Origin of the sequence: Brevundimonas pondensis, assembly GCF_017487345.1 — a bacterium.
Classification (GTDB): Bacteria; Pseudomonadota; Alphaproteobacteria; order Caulobacterales; family Caulobacteraceae; genus Brevundimonas; species Brevundimonas pondensis.
Map to the genome: position 1 here is coordinate 1,357,802 of NZ_CP062006.1, position 20,955 is coordinate 1,378,756.

Here is a 20,955-nt window from a genome sequence, read left to right on the forward strand (position 1 = left end):
GGGGATCGCTTCACGGCTTAGTGGGTGCCAGGGCATCGGCCAGGCGCAGGAAGCCGGCGATGTCGATGACTTCGGCGCGGGCGTCGGGTTCGATGCCGGCGGCCTCGCACAGGGCGGCGCCGCCGAGCTGTTTCAGGCTGGAGCGCAGCATCTTGCGGCGCTGGCCGAAGGCGGCGGCGGTGACGCGTTCCAGCTTCTTCAGCCGCTCGGGCGAGGGGCGTTCGGCCTTCGGCACGACGTGGACAACCGCAGAGGCCACCTTGGGCGGGGGGGTGAAGGCGGCGGCGGGCAGGTGCATGACGATGCGCGCCTCGGCCACGGCCTGGGTGATGACGGCCAGGCGGCCATAGGCGTCGTCGCCGGGGGCGGCCACGACGCGCTCGGCCACCTCCTTCTGGAACATCAGGGTCAGGGCGCAGGGCGTCCAGGGGCCGGTCAGCCACTTGATCAGCAGGGGGGTGCCGACGTTGTAGGGCAGGTTCGACACCAGATGGGCCGGGCCCTCGACCAGTTGGGCTTCGCGTACGTTCAGGGCGTCGCCCTCGACGATGGTCAGGCGGCCCGAGCCGTCGTCCAGTTCGCTGAGCAACGGGATGAAGCGGGGGTCCTTCTCGACCAGCACCACCTTGCCGGCGTCGCTTTCCAGAATGGCGCGAGTCAGGCCGCCGGGGCCGGGGCCGACCTCGATCACGGACCGGCCCTCGAAGGGACCGGCGTAGCGGACGATCTTGCGCGTCACATTGAGGTCCAGCAGGAAATGCTGGCCGAAGCTCTTCTTGGCCAGCAGGCCGTGGGCGTCGAGCGTTTCGCGAAGGGAGGGAAGGTCCGTCATACGGAGGCCTTAGCGCGTGGCGCGCGCCGCCGCCATCTCTGAAGCCAGTCGCACGGCGGCGATGAAGCTGTCGGCGCGGGCGATCCCCTTGCCTGCGATGTCGAAGCCTGTGCCGTGGTCGGGCGAGGTGCGGACGATGGGCAGGCCGAGGGTGGCGTTGACCCCGCCCCAGAAGTCCAGCGTCTTGACGGGGATCAGGGCCTGATCGTGATAGAGGCAGACCGTCGCATCATAGCGGGCTCTAGCCTCGTCATGGAACAGGGTGTCGGCGGGCAGCGGATCGGTGATGTCGATCCCTTCGGCGCGCAGGGCGGCGGCGGCGGGGCGCAGGACCTCGACTTCCTGAAGCCCGATCGAGCCGCCTTCGCCTGCATGGGGGTTCAGGGCGGCCATGGCCAGGCGCGGGGCGGCAATGCCGAAATCGCGCTTCATGGATTCGTGGACGACATGGGCGACGCGCATGACGCGTTCTGCGGTCACCAGTTCCGGAAGCTGATCAATGGCGACATGAATGGTGACCAGGCAGGCGCGCAGATCCTTGGCCGTCAGCATCATGACCGGGCCGCGGGTGCCGTTGAAGGGCATGTCGGCGGTCAGTTCGGCGACGAACTCGGTGTGGCCGGGAAAGCGGAAGCCCGAGGCGTACATGGGCGCCTTGGCGATGGGGGCCGTCACGATGCCGCAGGCCTCGCCAGAGAGGGTCAGGTCGACGGCGCGCTCGATCCAGTCGGCCACGGCGGGAGCATTGCGCGGGTCGGGCTGTCCTGGCGTCACGGGCGCCGGGGCGGGGGCGTGAAGGACCGGGATGGCGCGACCGAAGACGGCGGCGGCTTCGGAGGGGCTGAAGACCTGCTCGACCGGTGCGCCCTGGGCCGTTAGGACGTCAGCGTCGCCGATGACGGCGAAGGGAACGACGGGGGCCAGTGGACCGGGTTGCGTAGCCAGGATGGGCCAGGCGCGCGCGATGATCTCCGGCCCCACGCCGGCGGGGTCGCCCATCGTGACGATGAGCGGCCGCATCGTCATTACTGCTTGATCTCGATCAGGGCGTCCGCCCGCAGGTCACGCAGATAGCGTCGGCCCAGCATGGCGTAGTTCTGATTTTGCAGGCGGGATTCGACCTGTTGGGCCGAGGGGGCTTCCGGTCCGCCCAGGCGACGGCCGCAGACGGCTAGCAGGTGAACACCGAGAGGGCTGCGCACCACGCTGCTGATCGAGCCGATCTCGGCCGAACGCGCGACCTGTTGGAACTGCGGCAGCAGATTGGCGACATCGCTTTCACCGAGATCCGCGCCCAGCAGACCCTGCTCAGTGCGTGCGCGTTCCAGGATGTTATCGCAGGTCAGGCCAGCGCGGATGGTTTCCAGACGCTGGCTCGCAGCGGCCACATCAGCCTCACTGGCGGTTTCCGGCAATTCGACCATGACCTGTTTCATCTGCACCAAGCTGGTGGCCGCGCCCGAACGCTTGTCGCGCATGTACAGGATGTAGACGCCGCCATCGACGGGGATGGGATTTGACAACTGGCCGACTTCGAGAGTCTCCATGACCTGTTGCAGGGCGGGCTGGGTCGAACCCTGAACCACCCAGCCGGCATCGCCGCCGCGCGCAGCCGACGGCGCTGCGGAAAACTGACGGGCCACGGCCATGAAGGGCGCGCCCTGAATCATCTGCTGCACCAGTTGCCGGGCGCCGTTCATGGCTTCCTGCATGCCGCCGACGCGGTTGGCTTCGATGTAGATTTCGCCCACCAAGTACTGGGGCTTGGTCGCAGATTCCGTCATCTGGCGCATCGCCTGGTTGACCTGGGCGCGGGTCACCTTGGCGCGATCACGGAAACGGCCGCCAACCAGATCACGCCAGCCGATCTCCGTGCGCAGGAATTCCCGGAAGGGCTGAGGCCGAATGCCCCCCTGTTCCAGGAAGGCCATGTAGCTTTCCGGCGAGGCTCCGGCCTCACGGGCCATGCCTGCGATTTCCTGATCGATTTCGGCGTCGCTGATCTTGAGCTGCTCGAACTTGGCGATTTCGGCCGCTTGCAGGTGCTGTTCGATGAGGTCGTTCAACGCCTGTTGCTGGATGGCGCCGATGTTCTCTTCGGTCGGCTGGACCTGGGTCATGGCCATCAGCACCAGCATGCGCTGACGCAGGTCATAGCCGGTGATGATGCGGTCGTTGACGGTGGCGATGATCCCGTCCGCCATACGGAATTGGGGTGCGGCCGCTGCGACGCGCTGCGGGGCTTCCTCAGCGGCGGGATTCAGATTGCCGGCAGCCGGAGCGGGCTGAGCCGGGGCCGTCTGGGCCACTGACTGTCCGACAGCCGTACAGGCCATGAGCGCGGCCATTGCAACGCCGGTCGTGTAACGCATCAAACGCATCTTCAGTCCTGATTCCCTAAGCGGTCTTGACCCGGTCCCGGCGACGCCCTCGAGCGTTCCAGGCCCTGTAGGGCGCACGCCCCTGCACGCCATGCTTACCGCATATCATTTCGATCATAGCCTGAACCTCCAAAAGTGGCGAGGTTAAGTCTGATATAGACGCCTTCCGAGGGCCCTGTCGGGCGCACGGTCGTATTATCCCGGCGCCATCCCAGTTCGAACCGGAAGCAGTCGTCGTCGAACAACAGGCCGATCTCCGACCGTGTGACGACATCCCGTTCCAGGTCGGCGATGCCGTTTACGGCGACGCCCCAATTGCCGTGGATGAACTGCTGGCCGGAAAGCTGAACGAACTCATAGTTGCGGTTCAGCGGGCCGCTGACCGGATTTGAGCGATCGATGATGTAGCTCAGGCTGGCGAGGTTGCGGCGTCCCCAGCGTCCATCGACCGTGGTTTCCGCGCGGCGGACCTCGGCATTGCCGTCCACGGTGGCGTGGAACCAGCCGCGGATGCGGTCGGATGGAGAGAAGGTGGCCTGGACAACCCAGTCCGTTGTCCGTGATGCGACGCCGGAAGGATCGTAGAGTTTCGCCGGATCGTCGGGAACAGGCGTAAGAAACTCTCGCTGATCGTCCGCACGCATGGATCGCCCGATGAACAGGCTGGCCGAACGCACGTCGTCCCAGTGCAGGGTAGCGCGGGCGCCGGCGGTAAACCGCAGTCCGCCTTCCATCAGATCCTGCCCCGGGAAGCGGTCCATGCGGAACAGGGAGGTTTCGTCCAGTTCCAACGTCTGACTGTCCTCATTGGGAATGCGAGGGTCCAGATCGGCGTCGGTTGAAGCCGAAAGCTGGGCCATCGGTTCGAGAATCAGGTCGGAGGAGGCGCTGAGCCGGCGGTACAGCGGGTAGCTGACGTCCACGCCGACGCTGGCGCGGCCGCGCGTGAGAACGTCGGATTTTTGGGCCAGCATCGGCGGCAGGTCGTCCACGGAATAGACATCCATGCGACCGTCCACGAAGGGTTCCCACCGTATGCCCGAGGGCGTGATGATGGTGCGGCGCCAATCCACCTGTCCGGTGATGCGACGGCTGTCCACGCCGGGCAAGCCGTCGGTCGGGCCGTTCGGGATCAGTTCCGGCCGCAGGGTCGGAAAACCGACATAGGCGTCGCGCGTCAGGGCGACGGCGGACCCGCGCAGGCGCAGTCGTCCGCCGAACACCGGGCCTTCCGGCTCCCATCGAGCATCGACGATGGGGGCCACCAGCGGGAGCGTGTTCTCGCGCTCGAAGACCTTGAAGCCGTCGGGGTCGCGGAAGTCGGTCGCCGAGTAGCGCGGGTCCAGGCGCAGGCTCTGGATCGAGAATGCGGCGATGGACACATAGGATCGTTCGCTCTGGCGCTCGGCGTAGACCTGGCTGATCAGGCGGCGGCGATCGCCGTAATAGAGGCCGTTGTCCTGATAGGGCGAACTGACGTCATAACGGTCGAAGAGGGTCTTGTCGGACACCCGTTCGGCGGTGAAGCCAAAGCGCCAGGGACCTTCAGGATCGAACTTGCCGTGGGCCAGCAGGTAGCTGCGGCTGGTGCGGTCGCCGAAGCGGACGTTGCTTTCAGTGTCGCCGTCGCCGTCCAGATCGAAATCGCCGAAGCTGCGACCGTAGGTGTAGCCGCCGCGCGCCACAATGGTTCCGTTGTCGAACCGGCGTCGCCATTGCAGATTCAGCAAGGGGGCGACCTTGGTGTTGATCTGCGGGCTGAACAACCAGTCCTCGGACGGCGAAACCACCAGCAGGTAGGGAATCTCGACCGAGCCGCCGCGGCCTTCGTCCCAGTCCACGCGGGGGATTAGGAAGCCGGAGGCGCGATCGACGCTGGGATCGGGATGCGCGAAGGCCGGCAGATAGAAGACCGGCACGCCGCCGATCCGGAACACGACGTCGCGGTACAGGATGGCCCGCAGGTCCTGATCCTGGACCGCCTTGTCGGCCTCGATCGAGATGCTGGGCTGCTTCGGCCCGTCGACGTCGCAGATCGGGCAGGGCGTGAAGATCACCCGGTTCAGTTCGCTGACGTTTTCAGAACGGCGTACGGCGGTAGCGGCCATCAGGCTGGCGCCGTTGGCGAGGCGCATGGCCAGGTCCGTAGCCACCCCGGCCTTGAAATCCCCATCCAGTTCGACGCGGCTGGCGTGCAGAACCGAACCGTCAGGCGCAACCACTTCGGCGTGGCCGGATGCGGTCGCGACACCGCTTTTCAGATCATAGGTGACCGCCTCGGCGCGGATGCTGTGGTCGCGTGTCCGGGCGAAGACGCGATCCTCGGGCGTGCCGCTGGCGGTCACGATGTCGCCCTCGCGGCTGGCCGCCTCGGCGTTGACATAGAGGCTGCCGGGCGTCAGCCCGTCCGCGCCGGGCTCTGGCGTGGCTACGGGGACCGGAGTCGGCGCGGGCGCATTGGCGTCCTGGGCCAGGGTGGGCAAGGCGGGCAGGCACGCGATCAGCGCCACGCCGGCCAGGAGCCGGACGCGCAGGGCTCCCTCTCGGGGTATGCGGCGATCACTCATGCGGAATCCACTCATTGCCGGGGCGACCGGAAACCGTCCGATTAGCCGTCTTCGGTATAGAACAGCAAGGTAAAGGCGGCGAGGGCCGTCAAGACCGGTGGAAGCCAGGCCGCCAGGAAGGGCGGCACAACCTCGGCCGAGCCCATCGCCGACGAAAACTGGTTCACGAAGAAGAAGGCGAAGCCCAGCACCACAGCCGCCACGGTCATCTTGGCCAGGTCACCCAGGCGCATCAGGCGCAGTGAAAAGGCGGCGGCCAGAATCGACATGGCGGCGAACATCAGCGGCGTGGCCAACAGCTGTTGCAGGCGCAGACGATAGGCGGTCGAGGCGAAGCCGGCGTCCTCGATTCGCTGGATCTGGTTCGGCAAGGACCAGAAGGGCGTCGACTGGGGCCGGGCGAAACGCTGGAAGGCTTCCTCGTCCGCCAGGTTCGACGGCAGGTCGAGGGTGGCGTAGCGCACCGCGCGCTGTCCCGTCTGGGCGCCCGTGGCGTTGGTCAGACGCCAGCGGCCGGCGGTGAGCGAGGCTGTAGTGGCGTCGATCCGTTCGGAGAAGGTGCGGCGGCCGTCCGCTGTGGTGGTGTAGATGAAGAAACTGGCGTCCAGCAGGCGTCCGCTGGCCGGGTCCTGCTGGCCCCCGCGAATGATCATCTGACGCGCGGCGTCGCCTTCACGCAGCCAGACGGCCTGCTGCGCGTCGGACCCTGGCGTCGAGCCTGAGATGCGGCCGCGCTCACGTTGCCATAGCCCGTCGCCGGCGGCGGCCATGGGACCGAAGACGGTGACGCTGAGAACGCCCAGCACCAGGGCGGCGCCTGCGGCCGGCAAGACGAATCGCCAGGCGGAGACACCCGCCGCGCGCATGGCGATCAGCTCGCTGCGCCGGTTCAGGCCGACAAAGGCCGCCAAGGTTCCGAACAGGAAGACAAAGGGCAGAAGCTGGATGATGACGGTCGGCGACTTCAGCAGCACCAGGCCGAAGATGCGTGCGCCGGACAATTCGCCGGACGAGTTCAGGCCGCGCGACACCTCGACAAAGTCGATCAGCATCACCAGGGCCGATATGACGGCCAGGGCGACAGCCAGGGCGCGGAGCTGCTGGGCGAGGACGTAGCGTTCGATGCGGCCGAGACGGATCCTCATGCGAACCTCGCCTTGAAGCGTTCATAGGGCGCCCAGACGCGCCGTCGATGCGGCTTCAGCGCGCGGAACAACAGCCGCAGGGCCACGAAACAGGTCGCCAGAGGCAGCAGATATTGCAGCAGGTTCAACGCCCCGTTCCAGGCGCTGGCGGCGACCAGTCCGTAGCCGATGACGCGCACCACCAGAAAGACGCCGGCCGCCTTGGCGATGCGTCCGCTATAGCCGGTGCGGCTGAAAGAACCGCCGAGGATGGCCGTCAGGGCGAGGGCCATGGCCGCCAGGGCGTAGAGAGGCGAGGACAGACGCGAGTGGGCCTCGGCCAGAAGTTCGCCGCGCGATCCCGCGCTTTCCAACTGGGCAGGAGTGGGGTCGATCAGCTCGGTCAGCCACAGGTCCGACGGCTTGAAACGGATGCGCTCGCTGGTCTTGGCGTAGGGAGACAGATCGAACACCTGCTGGTCGAAGGACAGCTGGTTCAGCACGTCGCGCGACGAATAGCGCTGCATCGATCCGTTCTGCATGGTCAGGATCGGCACGCCGTCGATCCGGCCGAAGCGGGCCGTTTCGGCGTCCCAGGTCGTCACTGTCTTGCCGTTGTCCAGATAGACGAACAGGTTTTTCAGCAGGCCGTTCTGTTCGATCTGCTGCACATAGACGGTCAGGCCGCCGGGCCCTTGAACGAAGCGGCCTTCCTCGACCAGCAGGGCGGCCAGGTCGGTGCGGATGGCGAAGGCCTGACGCCGCGCCTCGCGCTGGGCCCAGGGCTGGACGAAGACGTTGGTGATCAGGGCGACCACCGCGACGATGACCGCGATCTGGATCGCCGGCCGGATCAGCGACCAGCGGCTGACGCCGGCGGCGTAGGCGGCGGTCAGCTCCTGTTCGCGCTGCAACCGCGTCAGGGCGATCAGGGCGCCGACGAACAGGCCGATGGGCAGGATGACGGCGATCAGCTGCGGCAGGGCCAGCAGGGTCAGCTTGGCCATGACCCAGACGCTCTGGCCGCGCTCGACGATGACTTCCAACTGGTCGAGGCTTTGGCTCAGCAGGCCGATTCCGGCCAGCGCCGCGCACGCCGCCACGACGGGCAGACCGATCTGGCGGAAAAGATAGCCCTGAATCAGCGTCATGGTCGGGAAAGGAAGTGTTTCGAGGAGCGACTTGGTTGCAGCCGCGAGCGATGCGGGCCATGTAATACACATCCCAACGCGACGGTGAAACAGCCGCTGCGTTATGTCTGATTCAAGCACGACCGGGGCACAGAACCTCGGCCTGGAGTAGGTTTCATGAAAATCGAGTTCGTCGCTTCCCCCAGCGCCGCTCAAATCCTTGCCGTTCTGGTTCACGATGGCCGCGCCCTGGCCGGCACAGGGCCGACCCTGGACGCCGCCGCTTCGGGCGCTCTGACCAAGGCCATGGCCAACAGCCGCTTCACCGGCGCGATCAACAGCCACCTGACGGTCGCGGCCCCGGCTGGCGTCGATGCGAACTCGGTTCTGCTGGTCGGCGCCGGCGCGGCCGACAAGTTCGACGATCTGGCGGTCGAAACCGCCGCCGCCGCCGCCTATCACGCCGCCAAGCTGTCGGGTGCTGAAGTCCTGACCATCGACGCCGCCCATCTGTCGGCCGAGCAGGCCGCTCGCGTCGCTTTCGCCGTGCGTCTGGCCGCTTATCGCTTCGCCAAATATCTGACCAAGCAGAAGGCCGAGAAGATTCCCTCGGTCACGACCGTGCGCGTTGTCACCTCGGATGCCGCTGCCGCTGAAGCCGCCTTCCAGCCGCTGTCGGCCGTCGCTGACGCCGTGCTGTTCTCGCGCGATCTGGTGTCGGAACCGGCCAACGTCCTTTACCCGGCCGAGTTCGCGCGCCGCGTGAAGGAACTGGAGGCCCTGGGCGCCAAGGTCGAGATCCTGGGCGAAGCCGAGATGGAAAAGCTGGGTATGCACACCCTTCTGGGCGTCGGCCTGGGCTCGGAGCGTGAAAGCCAGCTGGCCGTGATCCAGTGGAACGGCGGCAAGGAGGGCGAGGCCCCCATCGCCTTCGTCGGCAAGGGCGTCTGCTTCGACACCGGCGGCATCAGCCTGAAGCCCGCCGACGGCATGGAAGAGATGAAGTGGGACATGGGCGGCGCCGCCGCCGTGGCCGGCCTGATGCACGCCCTGGCGGGCCGCAAGGCCAAGGTCAACGTGGTCGGCGTCCTCGGTCTGGTCGAGAACATGCCTGACGGCAAGGCCCAGCGTCCGGGCGACGTGGTCGTGTCCATGTCGGGCCAGACGGTTGAAGTCCTGAACACCGACGCCGAAGGCCGCCTCGTTCTGGCCGACGCGCTTTGGTACACGCAGGAGCGCTTCAAGCCGAAATTCATGATCGACCTGGCCACCCTGACGGGCGCCATCATCATCTCGCTGGGTCTGGAATACGCTGGCGTCTTCTCGAACAACGACGACCTGGCGAACGGCATCCTGGCCGCCGGTCCCAAGGTCGGCGAGAACGTCTGGCGCCTGCCGATCCCGGCCGCCTATGAGCGTCACATCGACAGCCCGATCGCCGATGTGAAGAACACCGGCAACGGTCGCGCCGGCGGCTCGATCACCGCCGCCCTGTTCCTGCAACGCTTCACCAACGGCGTGCCGTGGGCGCATATCGACATCGCCTCGACCGCCTGGGTCAAGGACAGCCGCAACCCGACCGTGCCGGATGGCGCCGTGGGCTATGGCGTGCGTCTGCTGGACCGCATGGTCGCCGACAAATACGAAGCCTGATCCGACGTCTTCAGAGGGTAGGACCGGGTGTCTGACGCCAAGCCGGAAATCTGGTTCTACCACCTGGAGCGCTCGACGCTGGACCAGGTGCTGCCGGGCCTGCTGGAGAAGACCCTCCAGCGGGGCTGGCGCGCTCTTGTGCGCGGGGCGGTTTCGCACCGCCTCGACGACATAGACGAGCACCTGTGGACCTGGCGCCCCGACAGCTTCCTGCCGCACGGCCGAGCGTCGGATGACCATGCCTTCCGTCAGCCCATCCTCCTGTCCGAATCAGGCGAGAACCTGAATGGTGCTCAGGCGCTGTTCATCGTCGATGAGTCAGAGCTGGGGGCCACGGAGGCGTATGAGCGATGCTTCATCATATTCGACGGTCGCAACGAACAGGCGTTGCAGCAGGCGCGCGAGCGTTGGCGCACGCTGAAGGCTGCGAACGCCAATCTGGCCTACTGGAAACAGACGGACGAAGGGCGCTGGGAAAAGGCGGCCTGATTCTGGGCGTGGGCCTGTTCGCCCTTTCGGCCTGTGCTTCTCCGCCGCCAGCGCGACCCAGTCAGCCGACGAGCACGCCGCGCGCCTCCTCTACCGAGCGCCCCTATCTGTCCGAGCCAGGGGTGCGTTCCGCTGACGCCGACATGTGCAAGGCGGGGGAGCTTCAGTGGCTGGTCGGGAAACCCAGAAGCGAGATTCCCGTTCCGGTCGATGTGGTGAACCGTCGGGTGGCGTGCAGCACCTGTCCTGTCACCGAAGATTATTCGCCTTACCGATTGAATATTTTCTACAATCAGCAAACCGGCATCGTCGAGCGCGTGAGCTGCGGCTAGGCCTATACGGAGACATACCCATGAAGACCATGCTGCTGTTGACGGCTTTCGCAGGCGCCGTGGCGCTGTCGGCCTGCGCCCCGACCTAGGAGGCCGCGCCCGCGCCGGGCGGGGAAGCGACGCCCGTGGCCTGCAAGGCCGGCGACTATCAGGAATATGTCGGCCGCAATCGCTCGACCATTCCCGCCGATGCGCCGCGCGGCCGCATCTTCCGCGTCCTGTGCAGCAGCTGCGCGGCCACGATGGATTATCGCGATAACCGCGTGACCTTCACCTATGACGACAGCAGCAATCTGATCACGCGCGTCAGCTGCGGTTGATCAGGCCTCAGCGCTCCAGGCCGTAGAGGGCGTCGGCGACGTCCTCTACCTTCTGGCGAACAACGGTCTCGGCGTCGCGCAGGCCGCGATTGTAGAAGAGCCGGCCGATGTCCCGCTCGATGAATTCGACCAGCATTTCGGCGGGAAGCTGGCCGACCTCGACATCCATTTCATCACGCAGATAGGCGCGCAGACGGCTGGCGGCGTCTTGCTGTTCTTCGCGGGTGAGGACGGTCGCGGCCGGTTTCTTCATCATGCGACCTCGGCCAGGGCTTCCTCGGCGGCGATCCAGTCGGCTTCAGCTTGATCCAGATCGGTTTGGGCCTTGGCGCGAGCACGCGTCAGGCCCTCCAGCTTCTTCGGGTCGCTGACGGCGGCGTTGGCCAGGTCATCGTCCAGGCGGGCGAGGTCGGCGGTCAACTGGGCCATTTTTTCCTCGGCCTTCTTTACCGCATGTCGCAGGGTCGAAGGTGAGGGGCCTTTCTTCTTTTCGGCCTTGGGCGTGGCCGGCGCCGGGGCGGCGGCTGAGACCTCCTCGCGCACCTGGGTCGGCTTCATACCCGCCTGCTTGGCGCGGTCGAGGACGAACTTCTGATAGTCGTCCATGTCGCCTTCGAAGGGCTTCACCGATCCGTCGGCGGCCAGCCAAAGGCGGTCGGCCACCAGCTCCATCAGCGAGCGGTCGTGGGTGATCAGGATGACCGCCCCCGTATATTCGTTCAGCGCGTCCAGCAGGGCGCGGCGGCTGTCGATGTCCAGGTGGTTGGTCGGTTCGTCCAGGATCAGGATGTGCGGCGCATCCATCGCCACCAGGTTCAGCAGCAGGCGCGCCCGCTCGCCGCCCGACAGCGACGCGACGGTGGTCTCCTGCTTCTCGAACGGCAGGCCGAACTGGGCCAGACGGCTGCGGCGGCTGCTCTCCGAGGCGTCCGGCATGGCGCGGCGGATGATCTCCAACGGCGTGTCGGTGGGGTCCATCGCCTCGATCTGGTGCTGGTGGAACCAGCCCACGCGCATCTTGCCGTCGCGATGGAACTCGCCCGTCTCGACGGTCAGGGCCTTGGCGATCAACTTGGCAAAGGTCGACTTGCCCGCCCCATTGACGCCCAGCAGACCGATGCGGTCGTCCAGGTCCATCCGCAGGTTTAGGTTCTTCAGGATCGGCTTGCCCGACTCATAACCGACGTTGGCCTTCTCCAGCCGGATCAGCGGCGGGGGCAGGGGGCGTTCGGGCGAAGGCAGGGTGAAGGGGGCGACGCGCTCTTCCGGCGGCAGTTCGATGCGCTGCATCTTCTCCAGCCGCTTGACGCGCGACTGGGCCTGCGTGGCCTTGGACGCCTTGGCCTTGAAGCGGTCGATGAACTTCTGCAGGTGTGCGCGCTCGGCTTCCTGCTTGGTCTTGTTGGCCTCCATCAGCCGCAGGCGTTCGGCCCGCGTCTTTTCGAAGGTGTCGTAGTTGCCGGTGTAAAGGTCCAGCTTGCGGTTCGACAGTTGCAGGATGTGGGTGCAGACGCCGTTCAGCAGCTCGCGGTCGTGGCTGATGATCAGGGCCGTGTGCGGATAGCGTTTCAACCGCTGTTCCAGCCACAGGGCGCCTTCCAGATCGAGGTAGTTGGTCGGTTCGTCCAGCAGCAGCATGTCCGGCTCGGCGAACAGGGCGGCAGCCAATGCGACGCGCATCCGCCACCCGCCCGAGAACTCGGCCATCGGGCGCTGCATGTCGTCCTGGCTGAAACCCAGGCCGACCAGGATTTCCGAGGCGCGCGAGGGTGCGCTGTCGGCGTCGATCTCGATCAGGCGGCCCCAGATCTCGCCCATTTCCTCGGGCTCGGCGGTTTCCAGCCGCGTCAGCAGGTCGTGGCGCTCGACGTCGGCCTCAAGGATGGTGTCCAGCACGCTGACGGGCGTGGCGGGGTGTTCCTGGTCCACCGAGCCGATGCGGGCGGTCTTGGGCAGGGAGATTTCATCGCCGTTGGCGGCCAGCTCGCCCAGGATCAGCTTGAACAGGGTCGACTTGCCGATGCCGTTGCGGCCGACCAGGCCCACCTTGGACCCTGGCGGCAGGCTGACGGAGGCGTCATCCAGGAACTCGCGGCCCCAGGCGTTGTAGGTCAGGTTTTTGATCTGCAGCATGGGAACCGGGAGAAAAAAGGCTTACGCGCGGGGGATATTGGAAAGATGAGTGGCGCTCGCTATAAGCCGCCGACCCTCAAACTCCCAAACAAGAAGTCACTTCCCATGACCGAACGTACCTTCTCGATCATCAAGCCCGACGCCACGCGCCGCAACCTGACGGGCGCCATCAACGCCGTGATCGAAGGCGCCGGCCTGCGCATCGTCGGCCAACGCCGCGTCAAGCTGACCGAAGCCCAGGCCAAGAAGTTCTACGAAGTGCACGCCGAGCGTCCCTTCTACGGCGAGCTGGTCTCGCAGATGATCGCCGAGCCGGTCGTCGTGCAGGTGCTGGAAGCCGAAGGCGCCGTCGCCAAATACCGCGAAGTCATGGGCGCCACCAACCCGAACGACGCCGCTGAAGGCACGATCCGCAAGCTGTTCGCCCTGTCGATCGGCGAGAACTCGGTCCACGGTTCGGACTCGCTGGAAAACGCCGGCATCGAAATCGCTCAGTTCTTCACCGACGCTGACATCGTTGGCTAAGGTTTGAGCAGGCCGCCTTGTGCGGCTTGGCGAGAACATCAGACGGCCCGCCTTCGGAAACGGAGGCGGGCCGTTTGTTTTTTGTGCCGCCCTGAGCACACCTGCCGTCGTCATCCTCGGGTCAAGCCCGAGGATGACGGCAGAGTGGGGAAGACAAAGAAACGGCGTCGGCTTTGCAGCCGACGCCGTCCTCATGTCCGCAGGGACGTCGGGCCTACCAGATGCGGGCGCGGCCTTCCGGGGCGATGTATTCCGCCTGACCCGGGGTGACGCCGAAGGCGGCGTACCAGGCGTCGATGTTGCGCGGCGGGGTGGCGGCGCGGGCGGCGCCCGGCGAGTGCGGGTCGGTCGTCAACTGCTCCTTGAGGGCCGCCTCACGCGACTTCTCGCGCCAGACCTGAGCCCAGCCGAGGAAGACGCGCTGGTCGCCGGTCAGGCCGTCGATGACCGGGGCCGGTTGGCCGTTCAGGCTGCGGTGATAGGCGTCCAGCGCCATCAGCAGCCCGCCCAGATCGGCGATGTTCTCGCCCATGGTCAGGTCGCCGTTGATATGCACCCCCGGAACGGGCTCCTGAGCGTCGTAGAGGGCGCCAAGGACCTTGGCGCGTTCTTCGAAGCGGGCGGCGTCTTCGGGCGTCCACCAGTCGCGCAGGACGCCGTTGGCGTCGGACTTGCGGCCCTGATCGTCGAAGCCGTGCGTGATCTCGTGGCCGATGACGGCGCCGATGCCGCCGTAGTTGACCGCCGGATCGGCGTTCGGGTCGAAGAAGGGCGGCTGCAGGATGGCGGCCGGGAAAACGATCTCGTTGCGCGGCGGGTTGTAGTAGGCGTTCACCGTCTGGGGCGTCATGCCCCATTCCAGCGGATCGACGGGCTGACCGATCTTGCCGCGCTTCCAGGCCCAGTCGAAGGCTGAGGCGCGCTCGACGTTGCCGTAGAGGTCGCCGGCCGACAGCTCCAGGCCGTCGTAGCTGCGCCACTTGTCTGCATAGCCGATCTTCACGCCGAACTTGGACATCTTCAGCAGGGCCTGCTCGCGCGTCGGCTCGCTCATCCAGTCCAGGGCCTTGAGGCGCTCGGTCATGGCGGCGCTGAGGTTGCCGACAAGAGCCTCCATCTGGGTCTTGGACGAGGCCGGGAAGTGCAGGCGGACGTATTCCTGGCCCAGAACCTCGCCCAGCTGGCCGTCGACCAGGGCGACGCCGCGGTTCCAGCGCGGACGGTTCTCGGGCTGACCGCGCAGGGTCTTGCCACGGAACTCGAAGCGCGAGTCGACGAAGGCGTCTGACAGGTAGGGGCCGGCCTGATCGACGATCTGGAAGGCTTCCCACGCCTTCAGCGTGTCCAGAGACGTGTCGGCGAAGACTTGGGCGATGCCTGGGATGGCGGTGTTTTCCATCAGGACGATGGTCGGCACGTTGGCAATCTGGGCGCCTTGCAGGAAGGCGGTCCAGTCAAAGCCGGGGGCCAGCTTGGCCAGGTCGGCGGTTGCGGCCGGGTTGTAGATCTTGTCGATCTGGCGACGCTCGACCGTGGTCCAGTGCTTCTCGGCCACCTTGGTCTCGAAAGCCAGGATGTCGGCGGCTGCCTGGGCCGGGTTGTTCCAGCCGGCGGCCGTCAGGGCGCGGGTGATGTAGGCGACATAGGCCTCGCGCTGAGGCGCGAAGTCGGCCTTCAGATAATAGTCGCGGTCGGGCAGGCCGAGGCCGCCCTGACCCATGTAGGCCGAGTTGAGGTTGGGGTTCTGCAGGTCCTCGAACACGTCGACGCCGAACAGCGAGCCGCCGAAGCCGGCGTGGCTTTCGCCCATCAGGCGGGCCATGCCGCTGTGGTCCGCGACGGCGCGCACGGCGGCCAGATCAGCGGCCAGGGGCTGGGCGCCCAGCTGGTTGACGCGGGCCTCGTCCATGAAGCTGGCGTAGAGGGCGCCGACCTTCTGCGCATTGGCGTTGGTCGGGTTGGCGGCGCTGGCCTCGATGATGGATTTCAGCTGACTCTGGGCGTTTTCATACAGGACGTCGAACGGACCGAATCGGGCCTTGTCCGAAGGAATCTCGGTGTCCCGCAGATAGGTCCCGTTGGCGTATTCGTTGAAGTCGTCGCCCGGCTTCACCGCCAGGTCGCGACCGTTCAGGTCAAAGCCCCAGGGATGGATCTGGGGCGCGTCGTCGGCGGGTGCGGCGGCGTGGCCGGCGTGGGCGTTCTGGGCCGAGGCGGCTTGAGCGGAGAGCGCGAGGGCGAGCGCCAGGCCGGCGGCGCCCATCAGGCGGGTCTTGGACATCGGGTCTTCCCATGTGGAAACAGCGAGCGGTCGCCAGCAGAACTGGTCCGATCGTTCGCGGGGAAACTGCTCCTGCCTGCGACGCCCTGTCGCATTAAAAATCGTTAAGGTTGGCTGCGATTCAGCGGGCGACGAAGGCCGCCAGGGTCTGCGGATACAGCCTATGCTCCGCCGCCTTGACCCGCTCGGACAGGGTTTCAGCGTCATCGTCCGGCAGGATCGGCACACGCGTTTGACCCAGGACCGGGCCCTCATCGACGCCTTCTGTCACGATGTGGACCGTGCAGCCCGCCTCAAGGTCGCCAGCCTCAATGGCGCGCGCATGGGTGTTCAGGCCGGGATAGAGGGGCAGCAGCGACGGGTGGATGTTGACCATCCGCCCCGCCCATTTCCGTACCAGCCAGGGCGTCAGCAGGCGCATGTAGCCGGCCAGGGCGATGACCTCGACCTTGCGTTCGGCAAGCAGGGCGTCGATGGCGCGCTCATGCGCCTCACGGTCCTTGCCGAACGCCTTGTGCTCGACGGCCAGGGCCTCGACCCCGGCGGCGCGCGCCTTGTCCAACCCCGCCACGTCCGCGACGTTGGAGACGACGACCACGACTTCATAGGGCGCGTCGGCTGCCTGACCGGCGGCGATCAGCGAGGCCATGTTGGTGCCGGAGCCGGAGATCAGCACCGCCACGCGCGTCTTGGGCTTGCGGGTTTCAGTCATGGAGCGGCTCGGGCGACAGATCGGGGAGGAGGCGAGGGATGCGGCGGCAGCGGCTGCTTGGCAAGCCCATGCCGCTGATCAGGGCGTTATAAAGTCCGTTGCCGGATCGCCCGACTTGGCGTTAGCGTCCCGGCGCCGGGATGTCCGGCGCGTGAGGGGGAGTTCACAATGCGTCATCTGCTTACCGCCGTCTGTGCGACGGCGCTGCTGGCTGTGCCGATGGTTTCCGCGGCTCAAGAAGCGTCCGGCGGCGGCTCCGGCCCGGTTCGCTCGGCTTCGGACCGTCTGCGCAACGCCAACGCTGAGCAGGTGGAGCGCAACTGGGCACGCGCCACGCCGGAAGAGAAGGAGGTGACGACCAGCCATTCGATCACCGCCCACGGCCGCGTCATGCGCTACAAGGCCACGGCTGGCACCCTGACCATTCGCGACGACGCGGGCATGCCGACGGCCAGCCTGTTCTACGTCGCATACACCCTGGACGGTCAGCCGGTCGGGCGGCGTCCGGTGACCTACCTCTATAACGGCGGGCCGGGCTCGCCGACGGTCTGGCTGCACATGGGCGCCTTCGGGCCGGTGCGGGTGCTGACGGATGATCCGGTGGTCGAGCGCCCGGCGCCCTTCAACGTCGGCCCCAATGACATGACCCTGCTGGACAAGACCGACCTGGTCTTCATCGACATGGTCGGCGCTGGCTATTCGCGCCCTCTGGCCGAGACGCCGGGTTCGACTTTCTGGGGCGTGGATCAGGACGCCGACGCCTTCACCCGCGCCATCATGCGCTACACGACCAAGTTCAACCGCTGGTCCAGCCCGAAATACGTCCTGGGCGAAAGCTACGGCACACTACGCACGGGGGCGGTGGCGCATCAGCTGGAAAGCCGGGGGATGTCGTTGAACGGCGTCATCCTGCTGTCGTCGATCATGAACTACGGCGTGCGCCAGCCGGGCTATGCGCAGAACTTCATCACCCTGCTGCCGACCTATGCGGCGACGGCCTGGTATCACAACAAGGTCCCGAACCGTCCGGCCACGATCGAGGCCCATGTCCAGCGGGCGCGTGACTTCGCCATGGGGCCCTATGCGGCGGCCCTGGCCAAGGGCCACATGATCTCGGACGCCGAGCGCGCCCAGATCGCCCAGCAGATGAGCGAGCTGATCGGCGTCTCGCCGACCTTCATCGACAACGCCAATCTGCGGGTCGAACTGTCGCCCTTCCGCAAGGAGCTGCTGCGAGACCGCCGCGAGACCATCGGCCGTCTGGACACCCGCTATCTGGGCATGGACGCCGACGCCGTGGGCGGCGAGCCGGAGGAAGACCCGTCGAGCAGCGCCATCACCGGGGCCTATTTCGGCGTCTTCAACGACTATATCGCCAATACGCTGAACTTCCGCACCGACATGGATTATCGCCAGTCGGCGCGCGGCCTGCCGGGGTTCAACTGGAACTGGAGCCACCGCCCGCCAGTGGGCGGTCCGCAGACCACGCCGAACACGGCGGTTGATCTGGCCACGACCATGCGGCGCAATCCGCACCTGAAGGTGCTGGCGCTGAACGGCTATTACGACGCCGCCACGCCCTTCTTCTCGACCGAGTTCGACCTGGCGCAGATGATGCTGGAGCCGCACCTGCGAGACAATCTGGAGTTCACCTATTATGAGGGCGGGCACATGATGTACACGAGCCGCAAGGCGCTTGAGGAACTGCACGTCGATCTGGCCAAGTTCTATGACGAGACCCAGAACGGCGGCGTGCGCTGACGTTTCGGCGGTAAAGAAAAAGGCCCCGGTCGCGAGACCGGGGCCTTTGTCGTTTCAGGCGCTGAAAGCTCAGGCGGCTTCCAGCTGTCCGCAGATGAAGGCTTCCTCGCCTGCATTCAGCAGGGCGGCCAGGACCGGCTCGGCGTTTTCCGGCGAGACGATCAGCATGAAGCCGACGCCGCAGTTGAAGGTGCGGCGCAGTTCGTGATCAGAAATGCCGCCGACAACGCCCAGCCATTCGAAGACCGGGGGCAGGGACCAGGCGTTCCAGTCGAAGGCGGCCTGCAGGCCCTCGGCGATGCAGCGCGGCGGGTTTTCGATCAGGCCGCCGCCCGTGATGTGGGCCGCGCCCTTGATCAGGCCGGCCTTCATCAGCGGCAGGATCGGCTTCACATAGATGCGGGTCGGCTCCATCAGGGCCTGGGCCAGGGTGCAGTCCTTGGCGAAGGGGGCGTCGTCGCCCCAGGCCAGGCCGGACTTCTCGACCACCTTGCGGATCAGCGAATAGCCGTTCGAGTGCGGACCCGAGGAGGCCAGACCGATGATGATGTCGCCAGCCTTCTGTTGATCCAGATAGGGCAGGACCTGACCGCGCTCGACGGCGCCGACCGAGAAGCCGGCCAGATCATAGTCGCCGCCCGAATACATGCCCGGCATTTCGGCCGTCTCGCCGCCGACCAGGGCGCTGCCCGACTGACGGCAGCCCTCGGCGATGCCGGCGACGACGCGGCGCGCGGCGTCCACGTCCAGCTTGCCGGTGGCGTAGTAGTCCAGGAACATCAGCGGCTCGGCGCCCTGCGCCAGCAGGTCGTTGACGCACATGGCGACCAGATCGACGCCCACGCCGTCATGACGGCCGGTTTCGATAGCGATCTTCAGCTTGGTGCCGACGCCGTCCGTGGTGGTGACGATCAGCGGGTCTTCAAAACCGGCGGCCTTCAGGTCGAACAGGGCGCCGAATCCGCCCAGCGAAGCCTCGGCGCCAGGGCGGCGAGTCGACTTGGCCAGCGGCTTGATAGCATCGACCAACATTTCTCCGGCGTCGATATCCACGCCTGCATCGGCGTAGGTAAGGCCGTTTTTCAGGGCTTCAGGGGTGTCGCTCATCGGTCACGGCTCGAAATCGGGGGCGAAAATCTGTCGCGGCGCTCTTGCCACAACGGCGTCGCGCGGGGCTATAGCATCGGAATGACGCCAATCACCACCAATGACGCGCTAATCGAGTTCTGTGAACGTCTGGCCAAGGCCCCGTTCATCACGGTCGATACCGAATTCATGCGCGAGACGACCTACTGGCCCAAGCTTTGCCTGATCCAGGCCGCTTCGCCGACGGACGCCGCCATCATCGATCCGATGGCCGAGGATCTGAACCTGGAGCCCTTCCTCGCCCTGCTGCGCGACGAATCGATCATCAAGGTCTTCCACGCCGCCCGCCAGGACGTCGAAATCTTCAACCGCTTGGGCGCCATGCCCAAGCCCATGTTCGACACCCAGGTCGCGGCCATGGCCGCCGGCTTCGGCGATCAGGTCAGCTATGAGCAGCTGGTGCGCCAGATGCTGCGTCAGGAACTGGACAAGGGCAGCCGCTTCACCGACTGGGCGCGCCGTCCGCTGTCGGAGGCGCAGCTGGTCTATGCCCTGGGCGACGTGACCCACCTGGCCGCGCTCTATCCCAAGCTGCGCGACCGGCTTCAGAAGGAAGGTCGTCTGGACTGGGTCATGTCCGAAATGGGCGCCCTGACCGATCCGGCCCTCTATGACACCACGCCCGAGAATGCGTGGAAGCGCCTGAAGCCCAAGAAGTTCAGCGCCAAATACCTGGCCGCCTTTGTCGCCACCGCCGTCTGGCGCGAGCGCGCGGCCCAGGAACGCGATCAGCCGCGCGGCCGCATCCTCAAGGACGAGGGCATCGACGAGATCGCGGTTCAGGCCCCGACCGACCCTGAGGCCTTCAACCGCCTGCGTTCGGTGCCCAAGGGCTTTGGCGGTTCGCGCCTGGGTCTGGAACTGGCCGCTGAACTGAAGCGCGTCCTGGCTGACCCGGAAGCCCATGCGCCCAAGCTGGAGCGCCCGGCGCACAGCCAGCCAGCCCCGCCGTCGGTGGTGGAACTGCTGAAGGTGCTGCTGAAGGCCAAGAGCGACAACGCCGGCGTGGCCACCAAGCTGATCGCCAACGTCGCCGATCTGGAAAAGATCGCCAATGACGACAACGCCGACGTCGAGGCCATGAAGGGCTGGCGCCGCCAGCTGTTCGGCGACGACGCCCTGAAGCTCAAGAAGGGCGAGATCGCCCTGGTTCTGAACGGCTCGCGCGTCGAAGTCGTCGAAATCGAAGGCTAGTCGGGATTATGCTGGCGGTGACGCCGGCTCCCACAGCTCGATCGGATTGCCCTCGGGATCGTGGATGCGCGCAAAGCGTCCGATCTCGGGGGTTGCGTCCCATTCCGGCTTGGTGATGACCTCGATCCCGGCGGCTTTCAGCGAGGCGATCAGGTCGTCCAGCCCCTCGACCCGCAGGTTCAGCATCCAGCGGTGGTCGGCGGCGAAATAGTCGCTGTCTTCCTTGAACGGCGCGAAGACGGTCGGTCCGGCCTGCTGGTTCCAGATCCAGACGTTTTCCGGCGCCCCGACGCCGAGGTGGGTCAGATACCAGTCGGCCAGGGCCTTGGTGTCTCTGGAGCGGAAGAAGAAGCCGCCGATTCCGGTCACGGGCAT

Annotated in this window: 19 protein-coding genes; 7 read left to right on the forward strand and 12 right to left on the reverse strand. The window is 66.4% G+C overall.

Annotated elements, in window-relative coordinates; genetic code table 11:
• Positions 1-10 precede the first annotated feature (10 nt).
• From rsmA to IFE19_RS06885, 6 genes are all read right to left on the reverse strand, one after another.
• Entirely contained in the window at positions 11-832 is an 822-nt protein-coding gene (rsmA, locus tag IFE19_RS06860) for a 16S rRNA (adenine(1518)-N(6)/adenine(1519)-N(6))-dimethyltransferase RsmA (RefSeq protein ID WP_207826720.1), read from the reverse strand.
• A gap of 9 nt (positions 833-841) precedes the next feature.
• Positions 842-1,858 (reverse strand): 4-hydroxythreonine-4-phosphate dehydrogenase PdxA, encoded by a 1,017-nt coding sequence (pdxA, locus tag IFE19_RS06865; RefSeq protein ID WP_207826721.1) that lies wholly within the window; start codon positions 1,856-1,858, stop codon positions 842-844.
• The gene (locus IFE19_RS06870; protein WP_225910436.1) at positions 1,858-3,204 is read right to left on the reverse strand and encodes a peptidylprolyl isomerase; all 1,347 of its coding nucleotides are present in this window, start codon (positions 3,202-3,204) and stop codon (positions 1,858-1,860) included. Before IFE19_RS06870 ends, pdxA begins: the two co-directional genes overlap by 1 nt.
• A 104-nt stretch (positions 3,205-3,308) precedes the next feature.
• On the reverse strand, positions 3,309-5,780 hold the full coding sequence (locus IFE19_RS06875) for an LPS-assembly protein LptD (RefSeq protein WP_207826723.1): 2,472 nt from the start codon (positions 5,778-5,780) through the stop codon (positions 3,309-3,311).
• A 41-nt stretch (positions 5,781-5,821) separates the two neighbouring features.
• Positions 5,822-6,925 carry an LPS export ABC transporter permease LptG gene (gene lptG, locus IFE19_RS06880; RefSeq protein ID WP_207826724.1) on the reverse strand — a complete coding sequence of 368 codons (1,104 nt, stop codon included), beginning with the start codon at positions 6,923-6,925 and terminating at the stop codon, positions 5,822-5,824.
• Positions 6,922-8,055 (reverse strand): LptF/LptG family permease, encoded by a 1,134-nt coding sequence (locus IFE19_RS06885; RefSeq protein WP_207826725.1) that lies wholly within the window; start codon positions 8,053-8,055, stop codon positions 6,922-6,924. The genes lptG and IFE19_RS06885 overlap by 4 nt, the downstream gene beginning before the upstream one ends.
• A gap of 156 nt (positions 8,056-8,211) precedes the next feature.
• Between IFE19_RS06885 and IFE19_RS06890 the strand changes: the two genes are divergently transcribed.
• The 4 genes from IFE19_RS06890 to IFE19_RS06905 all read left to right on the forward strand — a co-directional run bounded on the left by IFE19_RS06890 (position 8,212) and on the right by IFE19_RS06905 (position 10,828).
• Positions 8,212-9,687 (forward strand): leucyl aminopeptidase, encoded by a 1,476-nt coding sequence (locus IFE19_RS06890; RefSeq protein WP_207826726.1) that lies wholly within the window; start codon positions 8,212-8,214, stop codon positions 9,685-9,687.
• 27 nt (positions 9,688-9,714) lie between these two features.
• Entirely contained in the window at positions 9,715-10,176 is a 462-nt protein-coding gene (locus IFE19_RS06895; protein ID WP_207826728.1) for a DNA polymerase III subunit chi, read from the forward strand.
• A gap of 8 nt (positions 10,177-10,184) precedes the next feature.
• Positions 10,185-10,508: a hypothetical protein gene (locus IFE19_RS17590; protein ID WP_225910437.1), complete on the forward strand. Its 324-nt coding sequence runs from the start codon at positions 10,185-10,187 to the stop codon at positions 10,506-10,508.
• A 125-nt stretch (positions 10,509-10,633) separates the two neighbouring features.
• A complete protein-coding gene (locus IFE19_RS06905; protein WP_225910438.1) occupies positions 10,634-10,828 on the forward strand; it encodes a serine protease inhibitor in 195 nt (64 codons plus the stop codon).
• 7 nt (positions 10,829-10,835) lie between these two features.
• On the opposite strand, the gene IFE19_RS06910 is transcribed toward IFE19_RS06905, so the two are convergent.
• Both IFE19_RS06910 and IFE19_RS06915 read right to left on the reverse strand, forming a co-directional pair.
• Positions 10,836-11,084 (reverse strand): DUF2164 domain-containing protein, encoded by a 249-nt coding sequence (locus IFE19_RS06910; RefSeq protein ID WP_225910439.1) that lies wholly within the window; start codon positions 11,082-11,084, stop codon positions 10,836-10,838.
• A complete protein-coding gene (locus IFE19_RS06915) occupies positions 11,081-12,961 on the reverse strand; it encodes an ABC-F family ATP-binding cassette domain-containing protein (protein ID WP_207826730.1) in 1,881 nt (626 codons plus the stop codon). The genes IFE19_RS06910 and IFE19_RS06915 overlap by 4 nt, the downstream gene beginning before the upstream one ends.
• A gap of 105 nt (positions 12,962-13,066) precedes the next feature.
• On the opposite strand from IFE19_RS06915, the gene ndk reads away from it, so the two are divergent.
• Positions 13,067-13,486 (forward strand): nucleoside-diphosphate kinase, encoded by a 420-nt coding sequence (gene ndk / locus IFE19_RS06920; protein ID WP_207826732.1) that lies wholly within the window; start codon positions 13,067-13,069, stop codon positions 13,484-13,486.
• A gap of 214 nt (positions 13,487-13,700) precedes the next feature.
• Here ndk and IFE19_RS06925 read toward each other — a convergent pair whose 3' ends face one another.
• The gene (locus tag IFE19_RS06925) at positions 13,701-15,767 is read right to left on the reverse strand and encodes a M13 family metallopeptidase (RefSeq protein WP_207826734.1); all 2,067 of its coding nucleotides are present in this window, start codon (positions 15,765-15,767) and stop codon (positions 13,701-13,703) included.
• A 121-nt stretch (positions 15,768-15,888) separates the two neighbouring features.
• Positions 15,889-16,479: a phosphoribosylglycinamide formyltransferase gene (purN, locus tag IFE19_RS06930; protein WP_207826736.1), complete on the reverse strand. Its 591-nt coding sequence runs from the start codon at positions 16,477-16,479 to the stop codon at positions 15,889-15,891.
• 168 nt (positions 16,480-16,647) lie between these two features.
• On the opposite strand from purN, the gene IFE19_RS06935 reads away from it, so the two are divergent.
• A complete protein-coding gene (locus tag IFE19_RS06935; RefSeq protein ID WP_207826738.1) occupies positions 16,648-18,240 on the forward strand; it encodes a S10 family peptidase in 1,593 nt (530 codons plus the stop codon).
• 69 nt (positions 18,241-18,309) lie between these two features.
• On the opposite strand, the gene purM is transcribed toward IFE19_RS06935, so the two are convergent.
• On the reverse strand, positions 18,310-19,347 hold the full coding sequence (gene purM / locus IFE19_RS06940; protein WP_207826740.1) for a phosphoribosylformylglycinamidine cyclo-ligase: 1,038 nt from the start codon (positions 19,345-19,347) through the stop codon (positions 18,310-18,312).
• Positions 19,348-19,428: 81 nt separating this feature from the next.
• On the opposite strand from purM, the gene rnd reads away from it, so the two are divergent.
• Positions 19,429-20,580: a ribonuclease D gene (gene rnd / locus IFE19_RS06945; RefSeq protein WP_207826742.1), complete on the forward strand. Its 1,152-nt coding sequence runs from the start codon at positions 19,429-19,431 to the stop codon at positions 20,578-20,580.
• A gap of 6 nt (positions 20,581-20,586) precedes the next feature.
• On the opposite strand, the gene IFE19_RS06950 is transcribed toward rnd, so the two are convergent.
• A complete protein-coding gene (locus IFE19_RS06950) occupies positions 20,587-20,955 on the reverse strand; it encodes a VOC family protein (protein WP_207826744.1) in 369 nt (122 codons plus the stop codon).